The sequence below is a fragment of the Streptomyces marianii genome, from assembly GCF_005795905.1.
In the GTDB taxonomy this organism is placed as follows: domain Bacteria; phylum Actinomycetota; class Actinomycetes; order Streptomycetales; family Streptomycetaceae; genus Streptomyces; species Streptomyces marianii.
Genome location: NZ_VAWE01000001.1, coordinates 4,352,357 through 4,375,899, shown reverse-complemented (window position 1 = coordinate 4,375,899; position 23,543 = coordinate 4,352,357). Strand labels below are relative to the sequence as shown.

General features: G+C 71.7%; 21 protein-coding genes, 1 tRNA gene and 3 pseudogenes. 18 read left to right on the top strand and 7 right to left on the bottom strand.

Going from position 1 to position 23,543, the window contains the following annotated elements; all coding sequences use genetic code 11:
• Positions 1 to 418: 418 nt before the first annotated feature.
• The 6 genes and pseudogenes from FEF34_RS19625 to FEF34_RS19600 all read left to right on the top strand — a co-directional run bounded on the left by FEF34_RS19625 (position 419) and on the right by FEF34_RS19600 (position 6,069).
• On the top strand, positions 419 to 1,180 hold the full coding sequence (locus FEF34_RS19625) for a CAP domain-containing protein (protein WP_138054325.1): 762 nt from the start codon (positions 419 to 421) through the stop codon (positions 1,178 to 1,180).
• 284 nt (positions 1,181 to 1,464) lie between these two features.
• Positions 1,465 to 1,578: pseudogene (locus FEF34_RS44490) on the top strand (YciI family protein); the annotation flags it as partial.
• A pseudogene (locus tag FEF34_RS41335) lies at positions 1,577 to 2,086 on the top strand (DUF6596 domain-containing protein); the annotation flags it as partial. The pseudogenes FEF34_RS44490 and FEF34_RS41335, both read left to right, overlap by 2 nt.
• Positions 2,087 to 2,259: 173 nt before the next feature.
• On the top strand, positions 2,260 to 3,528 hold the full coding sequence (locus FEF34_RS19615; protein ID WP_138054324.1) for a YncE family protein: 1,269 nt from the start codon (positions 2,260 to 2,262) through the stop codon (positions 3,526 to 3,528).
• A 262-nt stretch (positions 3,529 to 3,790) separates the two neighbouring features.
• The gene (locus tag FEF34_RS19605) at positions 3,791 to 4,372 is read left to right on the top strand and encodes an HhH-GPD-type base excision DNA repair protein (RefSeq protein WP_138054323.1); all 582 of its coding nucleotides are present in this window, start codon (positions 3,791 to 3,793) and stop codon (positions 4,370 to 4,372) included.
• A 161-nt stretch (positions 4,373 to 4,533) separates the two neighbouring features.
• Positions 4,534 to 6,069 (top strand): M28 family metallopeptidase, encoded by a 1,536-nt coding sequence (locus FEF34_RS19600; RefSeq protein ID WP_138057594.1) that lies wholly within the window; start codon positions 4,534 to 4,536, stop codon positions 6,067 to 6,069.
• Between the two features lie 124 nt (positions 6,070 to 6,193).
• Here the strand turns inward: FEF34_RS19600 and FEF34_RS42985 are convergent.
• Positions 6,194 to 6,409: pseudogene (locus tag FEF34_RS42985) on the bottom strand (helicase HerA-like domain-containing protein); the annotation flags it as partial.
• Between the two features lie 282 nt (positions 6,410 to 6,691).
• Here FEF34_RS42985 and FEF34_RS19590 point away from each other — a divergent pair.
• Positions 6,692 to 6,988, top strand: a complete 297-nt coding sequence (locus FEF34_RS19590) for a type II toxin-antitoxin system VapB family antitoxin (protein ID WP_003999914.1) — start codon at positions 6,692 to 6,694, stop codon at positions 6,986 to 6,988.
• Between the two features lie 151 nt (positions 6,989 to 7,139).
• Complete coding sequence (locus FEF34_RS19585; protein WP_234042464.1) at positions 7,140 to 7,763, top strand: LytR C-terminal domain-containing protein; 624 nt, start codon at positions 7,140 to 7,142, stop codon at positions 7,761 to 7,763.
• Positions 7,764 to 7,892: 129 nt separating this feature from the next.
• Here the strand turns inward: FEF34_RS19585 and upp are convergent, their stop codons facing one another.
• Positions 7,893 to 8,528: a uracil phosphoribosyltransferase gene (upp, locus tag FEF34_RS19580; RefSeq protein ID WP_138054321.1), complete on the bottom strand. Its 636-nt coding sequence runs from the start codon at positions 8,526 to 8,528 to the stop codon at positions 7,893 to 7,895.
• Positions 8,529 to 8,615: 87 nt separating this feature from the next.
• On the opposite strand from upp, the gene FEF34_RS19575 reads away from it, so the two are divergent.
• The 8 genes from FEF34_RS19575 (at position 8,616) to FEF34_RS42980 (ending at position 13,908) form a co-directional block, all read left to right on the top strand.
• Complete coding sequence (locus FEF34_RS19575; protein ID WP_171053015.1) at positions 8,616 to 8,822, top strand: hypothetical protein; 207 nt, start codon at positions 8,616 to 8,618, stop codon at positions 8,820 to 8,822.
• 183 nt (positions 8,823 to 9,005) lie between these two features.
• The gene (locus tag FEF34_RS19570; RefSeq protein WP_138054319.1) at positions 9,006 to 9,521 is read left to right on the top strand and encodes a tRNA adenosine deaminase-associated protein; all 516 of its coding nucleotides are present in this window, start codon (positions 9,006 to 9,008) and stop codon (positions 9,519 to 9,521) included.
• A 35-nt stretch (positions 9,522 to 9,556) separates the two neighbouring features.
• Positions 9,557 to 10,030, top strand: a complete 474-nt coding sequence (gene tadA, locus FEF34_RS19565; RefSeq protein WP_234042463.1) for a tRNA adenosine(34) deaminase TadA — start codon at positions 9,557 to 9,559, stop codon at positions 10,028 to 10,030.
• Positions 10,031 to 10,078: 48 nt separating this feature from the next.
• Positions 10,079 to 10,163 (top strand) — tRNA-Ser (locus tag FEF34_RS19560).
• A gap of 443 nt (positions 10,164 to 10,606) precedes the next feature.
• Positions 10,607 to 10,768 carry a hypothetical protein gene (locus tag FEF34_RS41330; RefSeq protein ID WP_171052741.1) on the top strand — a complete coding sequence of 54 codons (162 nt, stop codon included), beginning with the start codon at positions 10,607 to 10,609 and terminating at the stop codon, positions 10,766 to 10,768.
• Positions 10,769 to 11,066: 298 nt separating this feature from the next.
• The gene (locus FEF34_RS19555) at positions 11,067 to 11,894 is read left to right on the top strand and encodes an RNA polymerase sigma factor SigF (protein ID WP_407698286.1); all 828 of its coding nucleotides are present in this window, start codon (positions 11,067 to 11,069) and stop codon (positions 11,892 to 11,894) included.
• A 234-nt stretch (positions 11,895 to 12,128) separates the two neighbouring features.
• On the top strand, positions 12,129 to 13,043 hold the full coding sequence (locus FEF34_RS19550; RefSeq protein ID WP_138054315.1) for an RNA polymerase sigma factor SigF: 915 nt from the start codon (positions 12,129 to 12,131) through the stop codon (positions 13,041 to 13,043).
• A 625-nt stretch (positions 13,044 to 13,668) separates the two neighbouring features.
• Positions 13,669 to 13,908, top strand: coding sequence for a hypothetical protein (locus tag FEF34_RS42980; RefSeq protein WP_234042462.1), 240 nt, complete (start codon positions 13,669 to 13,671; stop codon positions 13,906 to 13,908).
• A 35-nt stretch (positions 13,909 to 13,943) separates the two neighbouring features.
• Here the strand turns inward: FEF34_RS42980 and FEF34_RS19540 are convergent, their stop codons facing one another.
• Positions 13,944 to 14,159 carry a hypothetical protein gene (locus FEF34_RS19540; RefSeq protein ID WP_138054312.1) on the bottom strand — a complete coding sequence of 72 codons (216 nt, stop codon included), beginning with the start codon at positions 14,157 to 14,159 and terminating at the stop codon, positions 13,944 to 13,946.
• A gap of 222 nt (positions 14,160 to 14,381) precedes the next feature.
• On the opposite strand from FEF34_RS19540, the gene FEF34_RS19535 reads away from it, so the two are divergent.
• Both FEF34_RS19535 and FEF34_RS19530 read left to right on the top strand, forming a co-directional pair.
• A complete protein-coding gene (locus tag FEF34_RS19535) occupies positions 14,382 to 14,831 on the top strand; it encodes a MarR family winged helix-turn-helix transcriptional regulator (protein ID WP_138054311.1) in 450 nt (149 codons plus the stop codon).
• A 15-nt stretch (positions 14,832 to 14,846) separates the two neighbouring features.
• Positions 14,847 to 17,267 (top strand): MFS transporter, encoded by a 2,421-nt coding sequence (locus FEF34_RS19530; RefSeq protein ID WP_138054309.1) that lies wholly within the window; start codon positions 14,847 to 14,849, stop codon positions 17,265 to 17,267.
• A 303-nt stretch (positions 17,268 to 17,570) separates the two neighbouring features.
• Here FEF34_RS19530 and FEF34_RS19525 read toward each other — a convergent pair whose 3' ends face one another.
• Genes FEF34_RS19525 through FEF34_RS19510 form a run of 4 tightly spaced genes read right to left on the bottom strand, consistent with a single transcriptional unit; the run spans position 17,571 to position 23,408 of the window.
• Positions 17,571 to 19,754: an ArnT family glycosyltransferase gene (locus FEF34_RS19525; RefSeq protein ID WP_138054308.1), complete on the bottom strand. Its 2,184-nt coding sequence runs from the start codon at positions 19,752 to 19,754 to the stop codon at positions 17,571 to 17,573.
• Positions 19,751 to 21,112, bottom strand: a complete 1,362-nt coding sequence (locus FEF34_RS19520) for a bifunctional glycosyltransferase family 2/GtrA family protein (protein WP_234042461.1) — start codon at positions 21,110 to 21,112, stop codon at positions 19,751 to 19,753. The genes FEF34_RS19525 and FEF34_RS19520 overlap by 4 nt, the downstream gene beginning before the upstream one ends.
• 25 nt (positions 21,113 to 21,137) lie before the next feature.
• Positions 21,138 to 22,667 (bottom strand): sensor histidine kinase, encoded by a 1,530-nt coding sequence (locus tag FEF34_RS19515; RefSeq protein WP_138054307.1) that lies wholly within the window; start codon positions 22,665 to 22,667, stop codon positions 21,138 to 21,140.
• Positions 22,668 to 23,408 carry a response regulator transcription factor gene (locus FEF34_RS19510; protein ID WP_138054306.1) on the bottom strand — a complete coding sequence of 247 codons (741 nt, stop codon included), beginning with the start codon at positions 23,406 to 23,408 and terminating at the stop codon, positions 22,668 to 22,670.
• Positions 23,409 to 23,543 lie beyond the last annotated feature (135 nt).

Here is a 23,543-nt window from a genome sequence, read left to right as displayed (position 1 = left end):
GAACTCCCAAGCCATTCCGTGACATCCGTCACGCCGATTTCGCCACTAGGGCGGCCGAATAGTAGAGAGCCCAGGAGTGGACAAATGAGACTTGTCCATTTTAAGGGAGACACGTCCCGCGGTCATCATGGGGCTATTCGACCGGCTCGCCGGTTCCGCCCGTTTGTGGGTTACCCAGGGGTTTCTGACGGATCAGCAGAAGCGCGCGCCCGGTCCGGAATCGGGGCCAGCACGCCTGGGAGCCCATTTCAAGAGGCGTCCCGCCCTACGAGCCGAGGTAGTAACAGCGCTCATTGCTCACCCCGCGCGGCGCTTCTAAGAATGGCGGCCCGCAAGGCGTCTCCGCAGCTCAGCACAGGACCAGTGCCGGGTCGACCGTTCCCCGGGGGCGCTCCGCGAAAACCGAGTGAGGTCATGCATGAGGAAGCACCGCAGAAAGACGCACTACCGGAAGATAACGATCGCCGCCGTCGCCCTGGGCGCCGTGGCTGTGCCTTCCGTCGCCATGGCCTGTATGGACCAGCCTGACGGTCAGAACCGCCCGGAAAGCCGGGACAGCCGGTCCTGGGGGAACTGGAAGAACACCTCGTCGGGGAATCCCTGGCAGCAGGGCGGCTGGGACTGGAAGAAGAAGTACGGCGGTGAGCCCGGCGGCGCCGAGCGGCCCGGTTCGGAGCCGGGTGCGGCCGAGCCCGGTGGTTCCGCCCCGGCCGAGCCGGCGCCGCAGGCTCCCGCACCCGCCGAGCCCTCGGCGCCGAAGCCCACCGCCTCCCCGAGCACGCCAGCGTCCTCCTCTCCCGCCTCCGGCGCCGTGGCGCGCGTCGTGCAGCTCGTCAACAGCGAGCGCAGCAAGGCCGGATGCTCCCCGGTTACGGTCAACGCGAAGCTGACCAAGGCCGCCCAGGACCACAGCCAGGACATGGCCGCCCACCGCAACATGTCCCACACGGGCTCCGACGGCTCCGACCCGGGCACCCGGATCACCCGTGCCGGGTACAACTGGAGCACGTACGGCGAGAACGTCGCCTACGGCTACGAGACGCCCGAGAAGGTCATGGCGGGCTGGATGTCCAGCCCGGGCCACAAGAAGAACATCCTGAACTGCGAGTTCAAGGAGATCGGCGTCGGCCTCGCGCAGCCCGGGAACTACTGGACCCAGGACTTCGGCACCGCCCGCTGACCATGACCGCGGCCGTTCGCCGCCCCCGCGAACGGACCCCCACCGCGGCCTGCGAAAGGGCCCCGACCGCTAGAAACCGCCGTGCTCGGTCGGGGCCTTCGCCGTACCCGGCCCCGGGGTCGGCGGAGGGCGGGCGCCGGCGATGAGCGGCAGCGGGGGAACGGCAGGAGAGCGAGGGCCGAGGACAATCCGCGCGAGGTGTCGAGAAGCGCGTGACGGGCTCCGACGTCCCCTGTGAGAGTTGCCCGCGAGGGGCGACGACGGCGCAGCCGAGGAGCGAAGTCCTGAAGTATCTGGTGATGGTCCAGGGCTCGCAGGCCGACTACGAGGCGATGACCGGGCGGGCGTCCTCCCACCGCCCCGCATGGAGCGAGAAGGGCCTGCGGGCGGTGTTCTCAGGGCCGCGCCCCGTCCGAGGACGACACACTCACCCTGCTGTTCCTGTGCTGCCACCCTGCCGTTCCTGTACTGCCACCCGGTGCTCACGCCGACAGCGCAGATCGCGCTGACCCTGCGGGAGGTCGGCGGTCTGACCACGGCGGAGATCGCCCGTGCCCTGCTGGTCCCGGAGGCGACGACGGCACAGCGGATCAGCCGCGCCAAGGCGAGGATCACGGGTGTGCCCTTCCGCCCGCCGGTGCCCGAGGACCGTGACAAGCGGCTGTCGGCCGTCCTCCAGGTGCTCTCCTGATCTTCAACGAGGGTTGCACCGCGACCTCCGGCGCCGCGCTGCACCGCGCCGACTTCGCCCGGGAGGCGATCCGGCTGACTCGCGCGGTGCGCCGGCTGCTGTCTCGGGAGGGGCGGGCGACCGGACTGCTGGCGCTGATGCTGCTCACCGACGCCCGCAGCGCGTCGCGCACCGGTCCGCACGGAGAGCTGGTCCCGCTCGACACGCGGACGCGCGGGGCCGGGCGCGGGGATCCCGGGCAGGGAACGTGTGGCGCGTGCTCCCGGGGTGGTTCCCGGCGGCCGCCGCGGGAAGTCCTGCCGGACCTCTGGTCTTTCATGTGCCCCACCAGTACCTTACCGCCGGTAATCCCCTGCCTCCCTCCTGTCCCACACCCCAGGAGCGCACCGTGAAGACAGCACTTCCCCCGGCTCTGACCGGTCTCGCCGTCGCCCTCGCGGTCACCGCCGCCTCCGCCCCGGCGGCCGCGGCGGCCACGACCACCGCCGCCTCCGGCACCGGCGGCCTGCGCGAGGTGCTGTTCGTCGGCAACAACTGGGACGGCACCGCCGACGTCCTCGAAGCCTCCGGGTCCCTCGCCAGGATCGGCCGGATCAACGTGATCCCGGACAAGGACCAGCGGATGCTGGAGATCTACCTCAACCCGGTGAAGCTCGCCTACTTCCTCGGCATCCGGATGTCCGTCGGCGAGGGGCACGACCAGTTCGTCGACGACATGTACTCGACGCCGGACGGGTCGGCCGTCGTGGTGTCCCGCCCGAGCTTCGCCGACGTCGTCTCCGTCGACGTGGCCACCGGCAAGCTCAACTGGCGCTTCCCGGTGTCGGGTTACCGCTCCGACCACATGGCCGTCTCTCCGGACGGAGCCCGTGTCGCGGTCTCCGCGTCGACGTCCGACACCGTGCACGTCCTCGACATCCGGACCGGCCGGGAGACGGGCTCGTTCACCACTGGGGACAAGCCGCACGAGAACGTCTTCACCGACGGCGGCAAGCGGATCTGGAACAGCGCGATCGGCGAGGTCAACACCGCGCTGGACGACCCCTTCTGGGACTTCACCAAGGGCGACCGCAAGATCACCGTAGTCGACGCCGAGACCTACCGCACGGTGAAGGTCGTCGACATGCGTCAGCGGCTGGACGACTTCGGCCGCAAGGACCTCTCGGACGCGGTCCGGCCCGTGGCCTTCACCCCCGACGAGTCGAAGCTCTACTTCCAGGTGTCGTTCTTCAACGGCTTCCTGGAGTACGACGTCGCCGCCGACCGCATCACCCGCGGGAAGACCCTCCCGAAGAATCCGGCGACCAGCGAGGACCGCACCACCTGGGTCAACGACTCCCGCCACCACGGGATCTCGATGAGCCCCGCGGGCGACAAGATCTGCGTCGCGGGGACGATGGACGACTACGCCACGGTCGTCGACCGGGCCACCCTCGAGGAGGGTCCGCTGATCACGGCCTCGAAGCCGTACTGGGCCACGGTGAGCGGGGACGGGAAGTCCTGTGTGGTCTCCGAGAGCGGATCGGACTCGGTCACCGCGATCGACTTCGCCACCGGCCGTAAGGTGGCGAGCGTGCCGGTCGGGGACCATCCCCAGCGCGTACGGCTCGGCAAGGTGGCGGCGGACTGGACGGGCCCGTCGGCCGCGCGCGGGTAGTCCCCGCCCGCGGCCGCCTCGGCGCGGGACCTCGGACCACGCACGGCCGGCACCCGGGGAAAGGGCGGCGGGCCTCCGCTCCGCGAGCCGAACGAAGGCATCGAGGCGGAGGGCCCGTTCGTGGCCCGGACGACGCGCTTCCCGATCGAGGCGCCGAAGCCCGGCTGACGGCACCCGCCGGGATCCGGCGACAGGCCCCCGCGACGCCCCGAAGGGCCGCGTCGGGGGTGCGTCGCGTTCGCACGGGAGGGATCATCGGGGAATGAGTCCCGAGATCCACCTCGCCCAGCAGCCCGAGGCCGACGAGCTGCTCGGGCGCAGCCCGCTCGCCCTGATGATCGGCATGCTGCTGGACCAGCAGGTCCCGATGGAATGGGCCTTCACGGGCCCCTTCACGATCGCCGAGCGCCTCGGAAGGGACGATCTCGACGCCCACGAGATCGCCGCCCAGGACCCAGAGGCGTTCGCCGCGCTGCTGTCGCGGAAGCCCGCGGTGCACCGTTATCCGGGGTCGATGGCGAAACGGATCCACCAGCTGTGCCAGTACCTGGTGGACGAGTACGACGGCGACCCGACGGCGCTGTGGAAGGACGCTCCGCCGGGCAAGGAGGTGCTCGGCCGGCTCCTGGCCCTGCCCGGCTTCGGCAAGCAGAAGGCTCAGATCTTCCTCGCCCTGCTGGGCAAGCAGTGCGGGGTGACCCCGGAGGGCTGGCGGGAGGCCGCGGGGCCGTACGGCGAGGAGCGCGCCCACCGCTCGGCTGCGGACATCACCGGTCCGGAGTCGCTGGCCAAGGTCCGTGCGCACAAGCAGGAGCTGAAGCGCGCGGCGAAGGCGGCCAAATGACCCATAAGTACGCCCGAAGACGTACCAGTTGATGTCAATGTCGCTAAATAACGCGTGAGTTGCGGCACATGTGTTCACAGAACACATCAGAGATCGCTAGCTTCCCCTCAACCTCGTTCGCACCGGGAAGGACCTCTGTGAACGCAACCCATCGCAGAGCAGTGGCCACCGTGGCCGCAGCCGCACTCGCGACCCCGCTCCTGCTGGCATCCGCCTCGCCCGCAACCGCTCACCGGCACGACCCCGCCGAGAGAGCGGCGAAGGAAGCGGCCAAGCTCTCCAAGAAGCTGGTCCGCAAGTCGTCCGCCGAGGACGCCTTCAAGCACTTGCAGAAGTTCCAGCAGATAGCCGACAGCACCGGCGGTCACCGTGCCGCCGGTTCGCTGGGTTACGACGCCTCCGCCGCGTACGTCTACCAGCAGCTGAAGAAGGCCGGGTACGAAGTCTCCTACCAGAACTTCGACTTCATCTACACCGAGACCCAGGCCGAGAAGCTGTCGGTGGTCTCCCCCGCGCCGCGCGACATCGCGATATCGGCGATGACGTACACCAAGTCGACCCCCGTGGGCGGGGTGAAGGCCGATCTGGCCGCCGTCCCCGTCGACGCCGACGGCACCACGGGCTGCGAGCCCGCGGACTTCGGCTCCGGGACCTTCACCGGCAAGGTGGCGCTGATCAAGCGCGGCGGCTGCACGTTCGCCGCCAAGCAGGAGAACGCCGCCGCCGCCGGCGCGATCGGCGCGGTCATCTACAACAACACCGAGGGGGCCCTCTCCGGCACTCTCGGCGGCCCCGAGTCCGGGAAGATCCCGACCGGCGGCATCACCCAGGCCGAGGGCACCAAGCTCGCCGAGGACCTGGCCAAGGGCCCCGTGAGCATCGACTTCGAGATCCGCCAGCTCCAGGAGAAGCGGACCACTCGCAACGTCATCGCGGAGACGCGGCACGGGAACGCCGCCAACACCGTGATGCTGGGCTCCCACCTCGACTCCGTGACCGCCGGCCCCGGCATCAACGACAACGGCTCCGGCTCGGCCGGACTGCTCGAGGTCGCACTGGAGCTCGCCAAGGCGGAGAAGCGGCCCGCCAACAAGCTGCGGTTCGCCTGGTGGGGCGCCGAGGAGAACGGTCTGCTGGGCTCCGAGCACTACGTCGCGAACCTGAGCGACCTGGGCAAGAAGGAGATCAAGCTCTACCTGAACTTCGACATGATCGCGTCCCCGAACTACGGCCTGTTCGTGTACGACGGCGACAACTCCGACGGTGTCGGCGCGCCGGCGGGTCCGGCGGGCTCGGCCCAGCTGGAGCGCGACATCAACGAGTTCATGGACCGCGTCGGCGCGCCCCACGAGGGGACGGACTTCACGGGCCGCTCCGACTACGGCCCGTTCGTCGAGGCCGGCATCCCGTCCGGCGGCACCTTCACCGGCGCCGAGGGCATCAAGTCCGCCGCGCAGGCCGAGAAGTTCGGCGGCACGGCGGGCGTCGCGTACGACGCGTGCTACCACGCCAAGTGCGACGACATCAAGAACGTCAGCATGAAGGCGTTCGACGTCAACATCGACGTCATCGCCAACGCCGCCGGCACGTACGCGCACGACCTGAGCTCGCTGCGCAAGCCGATCGTCACCGTTCCGACGGACGGCGACACGGGCAGCGGCGGCGGTCTGCACGACGACCACGAGATCACCGAGTAGCAGCGGGGACCGAGCTCCCGGACCCGTCCCGTGCGAACCGCGGGACGGGTCCTCGCTCCCGACGCCGGCGGCGCTGACCCGAAGCGCCGGCCCGCCGCGCCGCCACCGCGGGCCTCCGACCGCCGAGCCGCGTTTCACCGACCGGGCCCATCAGCGACCGGGGCGCCCGTAACCGCGCCGCGGCGGTGGTCGGCGCGCGCGGCTCGCTCAGCACGGTGACGACCGCCTCCCCGTGCCCGGCGCGGTGAAGGACCGCCTCCAGGTCGTCGGGGGAGTCCGGGAACGTCCGCACCGTCGTCTGCGGCGCCTTGGCGCCGTCCGCGGTGAAGGCCCGCAGGGCGCTGGGATCCGGGCGGGCGCCCCGGGCAGGCACCGGCCGTCGTGGAGCGGGGCGCCCGGTTCGGGGGCACCCCGGAAAGGGCGTGAGCCGGAGGCGATCTTTCGCGCCTCGGCGGAGAGATCCGCCACCCCGGACGGGCCCGCGGACGAGATCGGTTGCCCGGGCCCAGTCATGACACGGCCCCTACTTCCTGGTTTGCGAGGCTTTCGCGGGGTTTTTGCTCAGCATCCCACCGGCGCTGCCTGGCTGCGCCGACCGCCGCTCGCCCGGTAGGCTTTCCGTGTGATCTTCAAGCGCATCGGAAACGGGCGGCCGTATCCCGACCACGGCCGGGAAAGCACCCGGCAGTGGGCGGATGTCGCGCCGCGCCCGGTCCGCCTCGATCAGCTCGTGACCACCAAGGGCCAGCTGGACCTCGAGACCCTCCTCGCCGAGGATTCGACCTTCTACGGCGACCTCTTCGCGCATGTCGTGAAGTGGCAGGGCGACCTCTACCTCGAGGACGGGCTGCACCGCGCCGTGCGCGCGGCGCTCCAGCAGCGCCAGGTGCTGCACGCCCGCGTGCTCGAACTGGACTGACCCGGGCCGCCCGCCGCGCCGCCGACGGCCGCCCCCCGTGCCCCCGTCGGGCGCAGCCTCGCGACCCGTAAGGCGCAGCTTCGCGTCCAAACGGACGCAAGCAGATGATCGTTAAGTAGGCATAGCCACCGGACCGCATTACGCTGCGCCCATGAGCATGCTCACTCCCCCAGGCATGGGCGGAAAGTACCGCATTACGGGCAACGCCTATCCACGTATGCGCCGCCCCCGTCGCCGCCGCAAGGTCGTGCTCGCAGTCGTCGCAGCCGTGGCCGTCATCGGCCTCGGCGGGTGGGGAACGCTGCAGCTCATCGACGCCTTCTCGGACGACGCGAAGAAGACCGGCGCCAAGAGCCGGTCCGCGGCGTGCAAGCCCCGGTCCGCGCCGTCCGCCGCGCCGACACCGCCGAGGCCGGCCCAGATCACCGTCAACGTCTACAACGCCACGCCGCGCAGCGGACTGGCCAAGGCCACCGCCGACGAGCTGCAGAAGCGCGGCTTCAACATCGGCAAGGTGGGCAACGCCCCGGCGGAGTACGACAAGAGGGTGCCCGGCGCCGGACTGCTGCTGGGCGCACCGGGCGCCTACGACGGGTCGTTCGGAGTGCTGGGCACCCAGCTCGCCGGCGCCCAGGTCAAGGCCGACGCCCGCACCTCCGCGGACGTCGACCTGATCATCGGCACGGCCTTCAAGACGCTGAACGCCAAACCCGTCGCGGACAGGGCGCTGGCCGCACTGGCCGAGCCCGAGCCCGCGCCGGGCGAGTGCGGCTGAACGCCTCGCTCCCCCGCGGCCGTCCGGCCCGCCGCGCGCCTCGTGCGCCCGCTCCGGGGCGCGCGAGGACCGGCGCCGGGAGCCCGACGGGCCGGGAGTCCCGGCGGTCCGGGGCCCGGACGGCGAGTGCTACTCGGCCGCGCCGTACATCCGGTCGCCCGCGTCGCCCAGGCCCGGAACGATGTAGCCGTGCTCGTTGAGCCGCTCGTCGACGGAGGCCGTCACGACCGTCACCGGCGTGCCCGCGAGTTCGCGCTCCATCACCTCGACGCCCTCCGGCGCCGCCAGCAGCACGACAGCCGTCACGTCGTCGGCACCGCGCTTGATCAGCTCCTGGATCGCCGCGACCAGGGTGCCGCCCGTGGCCAGCATGGGGTCGAGGACGTACACCTGGCGGCCGGAGAGGTCCTCCGGCATGCGCGTCGCGTACGTCGACGCCTCCAGGGTCTCCTCGTTGCGGATCATGCCGAGGAATCCCACCTCTGCGGTCGGCAGCAACCGCACCATGCCGTCGAGCATGCCGAGGCCGGCCCGCAGGATCGGCACCACCAGGGGCCGCGGACGGGAGAGTTTCACTCCCGTGGTCGCCGACACCGGCGTTTCGATGTCGATCTGCTCGGTGCGCACATCACGCGTGGCCTCGTACGCGAGCAGGGTCACCAGCTCGTCGGCGAGGCGCCGGAAGGTGGGGGAGTCGGTGCGCCGGTCGCGCAGGGTGGTGAGTTTGTGCGCCACCAGGGGGTGGTCGACGACGTGGATCCGCATGGACCCAACAGTAGCCGGGGCTGGCGTGGGCGCGGCCTCCGGCGGGAAGGTGGGACATAGCCTTCCAGCGCCGAGGTGGTGTGGCCGATGCCGGAGCGGGATCTGCAAGACCGGGAGCAGCGGCGGGAACCGCGGCAGGAACAGGAGGAGACCGACGCCGAGCGCAGGCGCCGGCGTGCCCAGTTCCTCCGCGACCTGCACGAGGCGAAGGCCTTGCGCGACCGCGTCCAGCCCCGGCGTGCCCGCTCGGCGCGGATGCGCCAGGCGATGCGCATGCGCTCCTTCCGCTGGTGAGCCTCGGTGTCCCCTGGACGGCCCCCCTGCGCCGCCGTTCGGCGGGCCCTCTCGCTGAACGCGTGCACGACGCAACGCCGGAAGACCTCTCGCGAAGCCGTTGTTTCTGCCACGATTCCGAGTGGGCGGGGCACGAGCAGCGCTCCGCCGGTCGTCACAACTCTGATCAGTGGGAGAGTCACGGTGTACTTCGCCGCACTGCTCGCGCGCACCGAAGACGGGTGGGTAGCGAGCGACACAGAGCTCGACGATGTGGAGACCCTGTCGGATCTGGCCGACCTTGCCCGCGATGCCTCGGTGAACGAGGACACGGTGCTCGCCTTCATCGAGCAGGAAGACACATGGTTCGGCATCGTTCGGGTGGACGGCGAGGACGATCCTCGTGTCTTCGTCTCGGACGCTGCCTCGGCAGCACGCTCCTCCTACGGGGCGATGCTCACGGACGAGCTGCTCGGCAAGGACGAGGAGGATGACGAGCTGGACTCGCTCGACCTCGACGGCACGGAGGACGGCGAACCGGAGGCCGAGGAGGACACGGCCGACGACTCCGACGCGGTCCCGGTCGGGCCGCTCGGCGACTCCGGTCTGCTCGCCGACCTCGGGATGTCCGCCAAGGAGCTCTGTGCGCTCAACTCGGACGCGCTGACCGAGATCGCCGACACGCTCGGCACCTCCGAGATGCTGGAGGCCGTCCGCTAGTGACGGACCCCGTCAGGGCGCCGTGGGAGGCGCCCATGCGGCTCGCGCTCGACGAGGCCGCGCGTGCGCCGCTGGCCGGGGACGTCCCGGTCGGCGCCGTCGTGCTGGCCGAGGACGGCACGGTCCTGGCGGCGGGCCACAACGAACGCGAGCTGACCGGCGACCCCACCGGGCACGCCGAGGTCCTCGCGCTCCGGCGGGCGGCCGCGGTGCGCGGGAGCTGGCGGCTGACCGGCTGCACGCTCGTCGTCACGCTGGAGCCGTGCACGATGTGCGCGGGCGCCCTGGTGCTCTCCAGGGTGGACCGGGTGGTCTACGGCGCCCGCGACGAGAAGGCGGGTGCGGCGGGCTCGCTCTGGGACGTCGTACGGGACCGGCGGCTCAACCACCGCCCGGAGGTGATCCACGGAGTGCTGGAGGCCGAGTGCGCCCAGCAGCTCACGGCGTTCTTCCGGGGCCCTCGCGGGGATGCCGGGGAGGGGCTGCGGGACGGCCTTTCCGGCCGCTGATCGATATCGATTTCAGAGCACGGCCCACCTTGGGCTAAGCTCTCTCCCGGTAGCGTGTCCGAGCGGCCGAAGGAGCTCGCCTCGAAAGCGAGTGTGGCGCAAGTCACCGAGGGTTCAAATCCCTCCGCTACCGCTCCTGTGAAGGGCCCCGTGCTTGTTCTAGCCCGGGGCCCTTCATCATGTACGCGTGCGCCCCGCGTACGGGCGCCCGGACGCGGGCGACCCCACGGCGCGGGCACGGCGCACGCAGGGGGAGGCCCCGGCCGTTCGGGGGATCGGGCCGGGGCTTCCGTCCGGTCGGGGGAGGCGGGGTCGGGGGACTCACCGCTTCCCCGAGGGGTACGCGCCCGCCGACCCGCCGCCCGGGAGGAGCACGCGGCTCGCGGACCCGCAGCGTGGGACGGTTCCCCCACCCATCGGATTCCTGCCGGATCCTCCGGGTTCACCCCCGATACCGCTGGTGGGGAGGACCTTCCCGGCCGGAGGGAGGACCCCGACGGCAGGGTCCTCGGCCCCTGAACGCTCGGTTAGACTCACGCGTCCGCACAGGGGCCACAGGGGAGGCAGGGACCAGTGGTGCAAACGAAGAAGATCGCTCTCTATGTGGTCGTCGTCTTCGTGCTGTACACGATCATCAATTCGCCGGCCCGGGCCGCCGAGCTCGTCGAGGTGGGCTTCGAGGGCATATCGAGTGCCGCACAGGGCGTCGGCGAGTTCATGACGGAGCTCGTCGACTAGACCCCCCGGACGTGGTGCCCCGCCCGGACGCAGCCGGTCGGCGGTGCGAGGTGTCACCACGCGGGTGATCACCGAACGCGACCACCGAGCCGCCCGCCCGCCCACGCCCTTCAGCCCCCACCGTAGAGGTGCGGGGCTTTCTTCACTTATGCACCAACTTGCCCTCAACACGGCGTCATGGAGTGCTTGAACACGGTGGATCTGTGTTGTGATGCTATGACCGCTTTTGATGGATGAGTTGACCCGGCGTTGACGCCTGGGGTTGACGCCGTTCGACCCGTGAAGGGGTGGCGTGACCGTGCCGGCCAGTACTGCACCTCAAGTGCCGCCCCAGAACGAGAGCGAGGGCCGGGCCAAGCAGAGCCGGGGTGCGGACACCAGGGCGCTGACCCAGGTACTCTTCGCCCAGCTGAAGGACCTGGAGCCCGGCACACCCGAGCACACCCGCGTCCGGGCCGCGCTCATCGAGGCGAACCTGCCCCTGGTCCGCTACGCGGCGGCACGTTTCCGCAGCCGCAACGAGCCGATGGAGGACGTGGTCCAGGTCGGCACGATCGGCCTGATCAACGCGATCGACCGCTTCGACCCCGAGCGGGGCGTGCAGTTCCCGACGTTCGCCATGCCCACCGTGGTCGGCGAGATCAAACGATACTTCCGCGACAACGTGCGGACCGTGCACGTGCCGCGCCGGCTGCACGAGTTGTGGGTACAGGTCAACGGCGCCACGGAGGACCTGACGACGGCACACGGGCGGTCCCCGACGACGGCCGAGATCGCGGAGCGGCTGAAGATCTCCGAGGACGAGGTCCTCGCCTGCATCGAGGCGGGCCGGTCGTACCACGCGACGTCACTGGAGGCCGCACAGGAGGGCGACGGACTGCCCGGGCTGCTGGACCGGCTGGGCTACGAGGACCCCGCGCTCGCCGGAGTCGAACACCGCGACCTCGTACGCCATCTCCTCGTACAACTGCCCGAGCGCGAACAGCGGATCCTGCTGCTGCGCTACTACAACAATCTGACGCAGTCCCAGATCAGCGCCGAACTGGGGGTCTCTCAGATGCATGTGTCAAGGCTCCTCGCCCGAAGCTTCGCACGACTGAGATCCGCAAACAGAATCGAGGCGTAACCGAATCGGGTAGACCCCTTTCAGCCCATTTCGAGCGACACGAAAGCCACATACACCTCTTTTCCTGCGCTCATCTGACGCTCCGTTGTCGACATGTCACTACAGCGCGTTGCCGACATGTGACATTCTGCGGAAACCGCGTTTGCCGCGGCCCCGCCTCCGGTATTCAGGTGGAGGCTGCGTTCCTCCGATGGTCGTGGCCGACGCGACCGTCCGCGACCTCCAGGGGGTGGCATGTCCGCAGAACAGGGCAGCTCGAAGGTGCTCACGCTCACGCAGAGCGCTCCCTCGCCCGACGCGCCCCCGGCGCCCGACCCGGTATCCGCACCCATGTCCGCATCCATGTCCGTGGACGTGGCCGTGGATCTGCCGACCGAGGCCCCCGAAGCCCTCGACACCCGCACGCTCTCGCGCTCGCTCTTCCTGCGGCTGGCGACGCTCGATCAGGACAGCCCCGAACGCACGTACGTGCGCGACACCCTCATCGAGCTCAACCTGCCGCTGGTGCGCTACGCGGCGGCCCGCTTCCGCAGCCGCAACGAGCCGATGGAGGACATCGTCCAGGTCGGCACGATCGGCCTCATCAAGGCCATCGACCGCTTCGACTGCGAACGGGGCGTGGAGTTCCCGACGTTCGCCATGCCGACCGTCGTCGGCGAGATCAAGCGCTTCTTCCGGGACACGAGTTGGTCGGTGCGGGTTCCGCGACGGCTCCAGGAACTGCGCCTCGCGCTGACGAAGGCGAGCGACGAGCTGGCCCAGAAGCTGGACCGCTCCCCGACGGTGCCCGAACTCGCCGCGGTACTGGGCGTGTCGGAGGAGGACGTGGTCGACGGCCTCGCCGTGGGCAACGCGTACACGGCGTCCTCGCTGGACTCCCCGTCGCCGGAGGACGACGGCGGCGAGGGCTCCCTCGCGGACCGGCTCGGCTACGAGGACGGTGCGCTGGAGGGCGTCGAGTACCGCGAGTCCCTGAAGCCGCTGCTGGCCAAACTCCCGCCACGCGAGCGACAGATCATCATGCTGCGGTTCTTCGCCAACATGACGCAGTCGCAGATCGGTGAGGAGGTCGGCATCTCCCAGATGCACGTCTCGCGGCTGCTCACACGGACGTTGGCGCAGCTGCGCGAGGGCCTGATCGCCGACTGACGCCGCCCGGCCGGTCGCAACGCCTCCATGGCGTGCCGAACGGTCGGGCATCACTTCCCGGCGCGGGGTTTTTCTTTGACGGTGCGTCAGACAAACTGGGCCGATGCGGCGGCGACGGGTCGGATACGGTCTGGCAGTGGTCGCACTCTGCCTCGGCGGGGTGCTCGCCGCCTCCGGGGCCGACGGCCGACACGACGGGTACGCCGCTGTCGGAGCCGGCGGGAACGGGCCGGAAGGCGCCGTGCCGCCGTCCGGAGACGTCGTACTCGTGCCCCTCGACGGCCGATCTCCCGCCCGGCCTCCCGGTGCGGCACCCGGACCGGGAGGCGGACCCGCCGGGAGAACGGCCCCGAGCGCGGGCGCGTCGCTTGCGGGGGCGGCACCGGATGCCTCGGGCGGCCACGCCGCGCCCGGGGCGCCGGCCGAACGGCCTGCGGGAGGGGAATCGGGCGGCGACTCAGGGCCTGGGCCGTCGGAACCGGCGAGCTCTCCCCCGGCCCCGGGCACCAGCCCGCCGGCTCCCCCGCCAACGGAACCGCCGCCTTCGCCGCCGGGGCCGGCCGTGCTGGTGGTCGCGGAGGTGCGGAGGGCACCCGCGGACAGGCGGTGGTGCGAGGACGTCACCGTGGAGTTCCGCAACACCGGTGGCTCAGCGGTGCGTTCGGGCACCGTCGTGTTCGGCACGCACATCATCGGAGCGCTCGGCGTCGACTGGGCGACGATCGATTCGGCCCAGGCGCTGCCGACGCCCATCGCCGCGGGCGCGGCCAGGACGACGGCGTACCGGGTGTGCGTGGACTCCTGGCGCGTGCCGTTGGGCATGCGCGTGGAGACGCAGGACGTACGCACGGAGCATCCGTCCTGAGCGGCCGGACCTCACGGAGGTCCGTTCCGGCGGAATCAGCCGAGCGCGAGCCAGACGACCGCGCCGACGATCGCGACGGCCGCCACGATCCCGACGATCAGTCCTACCCGCGGACCGGCCTGCGCGGGCGCCGCCGCAGCGCGGCCGCCCTGCTGCGGACCGCCCTCGTCGACGAAGGCGCGGAACATCTGCGTGCTGCCCGCGGGGTCGTAGCCCTCGGGACCCTGGGGCGCTTGGGGGTTGTGTGCCATGGGTCAGGACCCTAGCGAACGCGGGTGACCCACCCAACCCCGGTCGGCCGCCCTGCGGTATACCCGCACGTCGTCCGCACGTTGCCCGTCGAAACGGCCGGACCATGACCTCGCACATGCAAAGGCTTTGGTGTTCCTTTACCCCGAAGGGCCCCTTTTCATTTGCCTGCAACTACCAACCGTTTTATGGTTGCCTTAAGCAACAAGATGGGAGGGGCATCCGTGGCCGAACGGAGTCAGTACGAGGAGCTGGCCCGCCAGATCAGCGCCATGGGCGCCGTGAAGAGGAGCATCGCGCGCCTGCTGCCCGCGGAGTGCCCCTCCGGGTCCGCCGCCGTGCTGGCCCTCCTCGACCGGTACGGGGAGATGCGGATCAGCCGACTCGCGGAACTCCTCGCCGTCGACATGTCCGTCACCAGCCGCCATGTGGCTCACGTCGCCGAACGCGGCTGGATAGAGCGGTCGCCCGACCCGGACGACGGTCGCTCGCGCATCCTGCGGCTCACCCCCGCGGGGGTGGCCCGGCTCGACGACCTCGGCCGGCGCACGACCGATCTGTTCGCCCACTACCTCGAGGACTGGTCCGACGACGACGTCGGACGGCTCAACGCGCTGCTGGCCCGCCTCCGCGCATCCGTCGGGGACTGCCGGACCGCCCGCACACCCACGTAAGAGACAAGGAAGTACATGGCTACGACCACACCGACCGGTGTGCGGGGCGGCCACGCCAAGCATGGGGGGACCTCTGCCTCCGAGGGCGGCGCGCCGATGACGCACCGGCAGATCATGGAGGCGCTGTCCGGGCTGCTGCTCGGCATGTTCGTCGCCATCCTGTCCTCGACCATCGTCTCCAACGCCCTGCCCGAGATCATCAACGACCTGGGCGGCGGCCAGTCCGCCTACACGTGGGTGGTCACGGCGGCCCTGCTGGCGATGACAGCGACCACCCCGCTCTGGGGCAAGCTCGCCGACCTCTTCAGCAAGAAGCTGCTGGTCCAGATAGCCCTGATCATCTATGTGGCGGGCTCGGTGGTCGCCGGGCTCGCGCAGAACACCGGCACGCTCATCGCCTGCCGCGTGGTGCAGGGCATCGGCGTAGGCGGCCTCACCGCCCTGGCACAGGTGATCATGGCCGCGATGATCTCCCCACGGGAGCGCGGCCGCTACAGCGGCTACCTCGGAGCGACGTTCGCCGTCGCAACGGTCGGCGGCCCGCTGCTCGGCGGCGTCATCACCGACACCGAGTGGCTCGGCTGGCGCTGGTGCTTCTACGTCGGTGTACCGTTCGCGCTCATCGCGCTGCTCGTGCTGCAGAAGACCCTCAAGCTTCCCGTGGTGAAGCGGGACGTCGAGGTCGACTGGGCGGGCGCCCTCTTCGTCAGCGCCGCGGTCTCGCTGCTGCTGATCTGGGTCACCTTCGCAGGTGACAAGTACGCGTGGCTGTCCTGGCAGACGTACGCCATGACCGGCGGCGCGGTGGCCCTGGGCCTGGTCTTCCTGCTCGTCGAGTCCCGGGCGGGCGACCCGATCGTCCCGCTGCGGCTGTTCCGCAACCGGACCATCACGCTGGCCTCCCTCGCGTCGCTCTTCGTGGGTGTCGCGATGTTCGCCGGCACGGTCTTCTTCAGCCAGTACTTCCAGCTGGCCCGGGGCGAGTCGCCCACGATGTCCGGCGTCATGACCATCCCGATGATCGCGGGTCTGTTCGTCTCCTCGACGGTCAGCGGCCTGATCATCACCAAGACCGGCAAGTGGAAGGCATGGCTGGTCAGCGGCGGTGTCCTGGTCACCGGTGGCCTCGGCCTGCTGGGCCTGATCCGCTACGACACCGAGTACTGGCGCATCGCGGTCTTCATGGCCGTGATGGGCCTCGGCCTCGGCATGATGATGCAGAACCTGGTGCTGTGCACCCAGAACCAGGTGGCCCCGCAGGACCTGGGCGCGGCCTCGTCGGTCGTCACCTTCTTCCGGTCGCTGGGCGGTGCCGTCGGTGTCTCCGCACTGGGCGCGGTGCTCGCCAACCGCGTCACCCACTACGTCGAGGACGGCCTCGCCGAACTCGGCCCGCGCGGCGCGTCGATGGGCCACGGCGGCACCGGCGGCGGGGGCATCCCCGACCTGGACGCGCTTCCCGCCCCGGTCCGCACCGTGATCGAGAGCGCGTACGGGCACGGTGTCGCGGACGTGTTCCTGTACTCGGCCCCGTTCGCACTGCTGGCGTTCCTGGTGACCCTGTTCATCAAGGAGGTGGCGCTCAGGGGCGCCTCGGCCGCCACCCCGGACGCGGCCTCACGGGACACCGGTGACAGCACCCCCGTGGACATGCCCGTCGCCGTGGCCGCCGGGACCGCCGTGCGCGGTGTGGTGCGCGGCTCGGAGGGCGCACCCGTCGGACGGGCCGCCGTCACACTGATCTCGCCTGCGGGCCGCCAGTTGGGCCGCGCGGTGGCGCAGGCGGACGGCTCGTACGCCCTGGACGCGCCGGGCTCCGGCCCGTACGTCCTGATCACCTCGGCCGACGGTTTCCAGCCGCAGGCGTCCACGGTGGTCGTCGGGGACGAGCCCCTGGCCCACGACATCCTCCTCGCCGGTACGAGCGGGCTGAACGGCGCCGTGGTCGCGGCCGAGGGTGGCGCGGCGGTCGAGGGCGCCATGGTCGTCGTCACCGATGTGCGGGGAGATGTGCTGGCCACCGGCGCCTCCGGCCCGGACGGGGGCTTCGCCTTCACCGAGCTGGTTCCGGGCGGGGTGACCGTCGCCGTGAGCGCCCCCGGCTTCCGGCCGCTGGCCCTTCCCGTGGAGATCGGCGGCCAGGGCGTCACCCGGCTCGAGGTGGCCCTGCACGCGGGCGCTGTGGTCCGCGGTACCGTCCGGGCCGGGGACGCCGGGAGCCCGCTGACCGACGCCCGGGTGACGCTCATCGACGCGGCGGGGAACATGGTCGCGACCGCGACCACCGCCGACGACGGCGCGTATGCCTTCGCCGACCTCGACACGGGCGAGTACACGGTCATCGCGACCGGCTACCCGCCGGTGGCGCGCACGGTCACCGTGACCGGCGGAGGTGCGGACGGCCACGACATCGCACTCGCCCACGCGGGCGAGTGACCGGACCTCCGGGCGGCGCTCCCAGCGGAGTCGGCCCCCGGGACCGCGGCGGTGCCGGCGAGCAGGCCGCCCGCCGGCACCGCCACCGCTCCGACGAGCCGGCTGGTCTGGGCCGGCGGCGCCCGGTGGCGCGGCCCGCCGGACCCGCGGCGCCCGCGCAGGCTCGACGCGAAGGCGTCCGCGCTGCACGGCCGGCCGGTCCGTCGGCGATTCCGTGGCCGTGACGGTCGCGGCTGCTCCCTGCGCGGTGCACGAGACGGCTTCCCGTACACCGCGCGAGGTGTTCCCTGACGCCGTACTGCGCTACTGCGCCGAGGTGAGGTCGTACAGGGTGGTGCCCCCTACGGTGATCTGCGGGAAGTTCGCCTGGACCCACTCCTGGATCTCGGCGCTGCTTCCGCCGCCCGGGCCTCCTCCCCTGGCGCCGCCCCGGGCTCCGCCGTCGATGAACCAGTGGATGCTGCCGGCGGCCACGTACTGCTGGAATCGCGCGAGCGTCGGCGACGGATCGCTGCCGTTGAAGCCTCCGATCGCCATGACCGGCTCCTCGGTGGCGAGTTGGTACGCGGCCGCGTTCTGGGAGCCGACCGCGGCAGCCACCCAGGTGTGGGCGGAGGCGTTCTCCGTCAGCCTGGCGACGACGGCGGAACCGACGTCCGGCCCGTCGAGCAGACCGCCCGCCCTGCCGGCACCGGCGCGCCCTTCGCCCCACGCCTGACGGCCCTGGTGCTGGCCCTTGCCCTGGTTCTGGTTCTGGCCCTGGTTCTGGCCCTTGCCCTGGTTCTGGTTCTGGCCCTGGTTCTGGCCCTGGCCGGGGCCGGGGCCGGGGCCGGGCGGCGCGCCCTGGCCCGGTCCCTGACCGCGGCCCCCTCCGTCCGCCGCACCCAGCGGCATCCCGCCGCCGTCCGCCGCGGGACCGCCGTATCCGCGGGCGCCGGGGCCGCCCCCGGGCCCGCCACGCGCGGACGCCGGCCCCGCCATCACGATCGATCCCTGGTGGCCGCTGCCCAGAGTGGACAGCGTGTACGCCACCGGCCCGGCCAGCGACGCCGCGAGTCCGAGGCCCGCCGCGCCCAGCGCGAGCGCGCGCCCGAGCCGCCCGGCGAAGAGCAGTCCCGCCGCGGCCAGGAGACCGCCCACCAGCACCGCCGTGCGCAGCCACGGCACGAAGTCCGCGGTGCGGCCGAGCAGGACCCAGGCCCACACCGCCGTCACCGCCAGCGCACCGGCCAGCGCCGCACGGGCCGCGGGGTGCCCGCGCTCCTCCCACAGCACGGTGGTGCCCATGCCCACGAGCGCCGCGATGTACGGGGCGAGCGCCACCGTGTAGTACTCGTGGAAGATCCCGGCCATGAAACTGAAGACCAGGAGGGTCGTCAGCAGCGCCCCGCCCCAGGCGAGGAAGGCCGCCCTCGCGGTGTCGGTCCTACCGCCGCGCCGGGTCACGACGAGGCCCGCGACGAGCAGGACGAGTGCGGCGGGCAGCAGCCAGGAGATCTGGCCTCCGACGCTGTCGCCGAACATCCGCCCGATGCCGGTCTCCCCCCAGCCGCCCGGTCGGCCACCCCCTCCACCGCCGCCGACGCTGCCGACCTCGTTTCCGCTGATGCGGCCGAGACCGTTGTAGCCGAAGGTGAGTTCGAGGAAGCTGTTGTTCTGGGAACCACCGATGTACGGGCGCGAGGACGCCGGCCACAGCTCGACGATCGCCACCCACCAGCCTCCGGAGACGATCAGCGCCACTCCCGCGAGAGCGAGTTGGCCGATCCTGCGCCGCACGGGAGCGGGTGCGCACACCGCGTACACGAGCGCGAGCGGCGGCAGGACGAGGAACGCCTGCAGGGTCTTGGTGAGGAACGCGAGCCCGACCGCGACGCCCGCCCAGACCAGCCATCCGGTACGGGCGGCCTCCAGTGCGCGCAGCACGCAGTACACGGCCACGGTCGTCAGCAGCGCCAGCAGCGCGTCGGGGTTGTTGAAGCGGAACATCAGCGCGGCGACCGGCGTCAGTGCCAGCACCGCGCCCGCGATCAGCCCCGCCGCCGCGCTGAAGCGCCGGCGGACGGCCGCATGGACGACGGCCACCGCCGCCACGCCCATCAGCACCTCGGGCACCAGGATCTGCCATGACCCGAGCCCGAACAGCCGGACCGACAGCGCCATCGGCCAGAGTGCGGCGGGCGGTTTGTCGACGGTGATGGAGTTGGCGGCGTCGGACGAGCCGAAGAAGAACGCCTTCCAGCTCTCGCCGCCCGCCTGGACGGCGGCGGAGTAGAAGGAGTTGGCGTAGCCGGAGGCGCTCAGGTTGTACAGGTACAGCGCGCCGGTCAGCGCCAGCAGGGCGAGCAGGGCGGGCCGCGCCCAGACCGGGTCCTCGGCACGGCCGCGCCACAGACGGGCGGCCCGGCCGGGTCGCGGCGAGGTCCGGCGCGGTCCCGGAGCCGCGCTCGCGGTGGCCGCGTACGCGTCGTGCGGTGCGGGCTTCATCGTCGACCTCCCGTGGTCGTGCCGGCGGTACGGGCAGCGGGCGCTGTGACGGGCGTGGGGGCATCCGGAGCCATGACGGACGTCGGGCGCGGGCGCGGCAGGGCACGGCGGTCGGGAAAGACCCAGGCGCGGAAGAGCAGGAAGCGCAGCACGGTGGCCGCGAGGTTCGCCACGACCAGGACGGCCAGCTCGGTGCCGTGGGAGGGACTGCCGGCCGCGGCGTCCAGCGCGGCGAGGGAACCGCTGGTGAGGGCGAGTCCGATACCGAAGACCACCAGCCCCTGGGCCTGGTGGCGCACCACCCGCTCGCGCCCGCGCACACCGAAGGTCAGTCGCCGGTTCGCCGCCGTGTTGGCGACGGCCGAGAGCAGCAGCGCGGCGGCGTTCGCCGTCTGCGGCCCCGCACCGGCGCGGAACACCGAGTACAGCAGGAGGTAGCAGAGCGTCGAGAGCGCGCCGACCGCGCAGAAGCCGACCAGTTGCCGGGCCAGCCCACCGGGGACTCCGTCGATCCGGCCGTCCCTCGGGTCGTCGCCGAACGGGCGTGCGAGCCGGTCCAGGGGGAGCGCCCCGACCGCCAGCGCCCGTCCGACCCGCAGCACGCCCTTCAGGTCGTCGACGGCCGTGCGCACGATGTGCACGGTGGAGTCCGGGTCGTCGACCCAGTCCACGGGTACCTCGTGGATCCGCAGTCCCGCTCGCTCGGCAAGCACCAGCAGCTCCGTGTCGAAGAACCAGCCGGTGTCCTCGACCATCGGCAGCAGGCGCTCGGCCACCTCGCGCCGTATCGCCTTGAACCCGCACTGCGCGTCGGAGAACCGTGCGGCCAGCGAACCGCGCAGGATCAGGTTGTACGTACGGGAGACGAACTCCCGCTTCGCCCCGCGCACCACCCGCGACGACCGCGTGAGCCGCGAGCCGATCGCCAGGTCCGAGTGCCCGGAGATCAGCGGGGCGACCAGGGGCAGCAGCGCGTTGAGGTCGGTGGACAGATCGACGTCCATGTACGCCAGCACGGGCGCGTCGGACGCCGCCCACACGGCCCGCAGCGCACGGCCGCGTCCCTTCTGCTCCAGTCGGAGGGACCGGACTTCCGGGACCGAGGCCGCGAGCGCCACCGCCACCAGGGGGGTGCGGTCGGTGCTGGCGTTGTCCGCGACGGTGATCCGGAAGCCGTACGGAAAGGTGCCGGCGAGATGGTCGTGGAGCCGGCGTACGCACCGCTCCAGGTCCTTCTCCTCGTTGAAGACGGGGATGACCACATCGAGCACGGGCGGGCCCGCCGCGCCCACGGGCAGATGCTCCCGTGCCGGCAGGGTGCCCATGGCGGTGGTGCCCGCCGGGGTGTCGGTTCGCATGGTCCGACTCTCGACGGAGCCGCTGTCACCGCCGTGTGCCGAGGCTGTGCGCCGTCTGTGAGTGCCCGGATTCCCGTGCGAGCGGCAGCCGCACGGTGAAGACGGTACGTCCCGGCGCGCTCGCCGCGGCGACCGTTCCCCCGTGCGCCGTGGCCACGGCGTGCACGATCGCGAGCCCGAGGCCGGTGCTGCCCGCGTGCCGGGAACGGGAGGCGTCGCCGCGCGCGAAGCGCTCGAAGACGTGCGGAAGCAGGGCGGGCGGAATGCCCGGACCGTCGTCCCGGACCTCCAGCGCCACCGCCGTCCGGCACTCCAGCGGCCGCACGGCCGCGGTGACGGTGGTGCCCGGCGGAGTGTGCGTACGCGCGTTGGCCAGCAGATTGACCAGCACCTGCTGCAGCCGCTCCGGATCGGCCCACACCACGGCGGGGTCGTCCGGCAGGTCCAGACGCCAGACGTGCTCCGGTCCGGCGGCCCGGGCGTCGCTCACCGCGTCGACGACGAGCGGCGACAGATCGGTGCTCCGGTACGCCAGGGGCCGCCCCGCGTCGAGCCGTGCCAGCAACAGGAGATCCTCCACCAGCCCCGTCATCCGGGTGGCCTCCGACTCGATCCGGGCGAGCGCGTGCCGGGTGTCGGGCCCGGGCCGCTCGCGGCCGCGCCGGGTCAGCTCGGCGTAACCGCGGATGGAAGCGAGCGGGGTGCGCAGCTCATGGCCGGCGTCCGCCACGAACTGCCGCACCCGCGTCTCGCTCTCCTGCCGCGCGTGCAGGGCGGAGTGAACGTGGTCGAGCATCCGGTTGAGCGCGGCGCCGACCCGGCCGACCTCGGTGCCTGGGTCGGCCTCCGCCTCGGGCACCCGCTCGTGCAGCGCCACCTCGCCTCTGTGCAGGGGCAGTTCGGAGACCCGGGTGGCGGTCGCCGCGACCCTCCGCAGCGGGCGGAGCGCGACCCCGACGAGAGCGCCGCCGGCCAGTCCGGCGGCAGCCAGTCCGGCGGCGGTCACACAGATCTCGACGACGACGAGCGTGGCCAGGGTGCTGTGGACCTCGGACAGGGGGACGCCGACGAGGAACGCGCCGTTGCCGCCCGCACGGTACTCGACGCGGTAGTCGCCGAGACCCGGCAGTTCCACGGTGTGCGGCCGTTCGTCCCGCGGTACGGCCGTGAGCACGGCCTTCTCCGCCCCGGTCAGGGCCCGGGCCGTTACCCGTGGGCCCAGTACGTCCGAGTTCTGCTGGGTGGAGACGACCCCGCCGCCGAGGACACCGTCCGCCGCGACCTGCGCGCCGACGGTCCCGAGCGGCGCGCCGCCGCCGGTGACGAATCCAAGCGGCTTCTGCCCCCGCGGGCCGCCGCCCTTGGAACCCGGAGGCGGACCGGCCGCCCGCAGTACGACACCGTGGAGCTGCTCGTCCTTCTGCCCGTACAGGTATGTGCGCAGCGCGAGCGTCGTCACGGTGCCGATGACCGCCGCGACCACCGCGATGAGCGCCACCGCGGACACCACGAGCCGGGTCCGCAGCGACCATCCGCCGCGCGAGCCACCGCTCATCTAGTCACCGGACTTGATCAGATATCCCGCACCGCGCCGGGTGTGGATCATCGGGGTGCGTCCCGCGTCGATCTTGCGCCGCAGATAGGAGATGTAGAGCTCGACCACGTTGGCCTGGCCGCCGAAGTCGTACGACCACACCCGGTCCAGGATCTGCGCCTTGCTGAGCACCCGCCGGGGGTTGCGCATCAGATAGCGCAGCAGCTCGAACTCCGTCGCCGTGAGGTGGATCGGCGTACCGCCACGGGTCACCTCGTGGCTGTCCTCGTCGAGCGTCAGGTCACCGACGACGAGCAGCGACTCGTCCCGCGCGGCGGCCGCCGTCGCGGACCGCCGGATCAGCCCGCGAAGCCGTGCCACGACCTCCTCCAGACTGAACGGCTTGGTCACGTAGTCGTCACCACCTGCCGTGAGGCCTGCGATCCGGTCCTCGACGGCGTCCCGGGCCGTCAGGAACAGCACCGGTACGTCGGGGAGTTCGCTCCGGAGCCTGCCGAGGACGGTCAGCCCGTCCATGTCGGGCAGCATCACGTCGAGGACGACGGCGTCGGGCCGGAAGGCGCGGGCCGCGCGCACCGCGCCGGCCCCGTCGCCCGCGCTGCGCACCTCCCACCCCTCGTAGCGCAGGGCCATCGAGAGCAGCTCGGTGAGGGAGGACTCGTCGTCCACGACAAGGACCCGTACGGGGCCGCCGTCGGTCCTGCGCAGTCCGGACCGTCCCCGGGCCGTGGTCGTCGTCATACGGTCACTCTGGAGCGCCGCGGTGAGAGGGACCTTGCGCTTCCCTGTGAATTCCCTGAGAACCGTCACGGACCGGGGTGGGCGATCGGCACCGATGCGCGGCTCACGGGTGGGCGACGACGAAGACCGCCACGG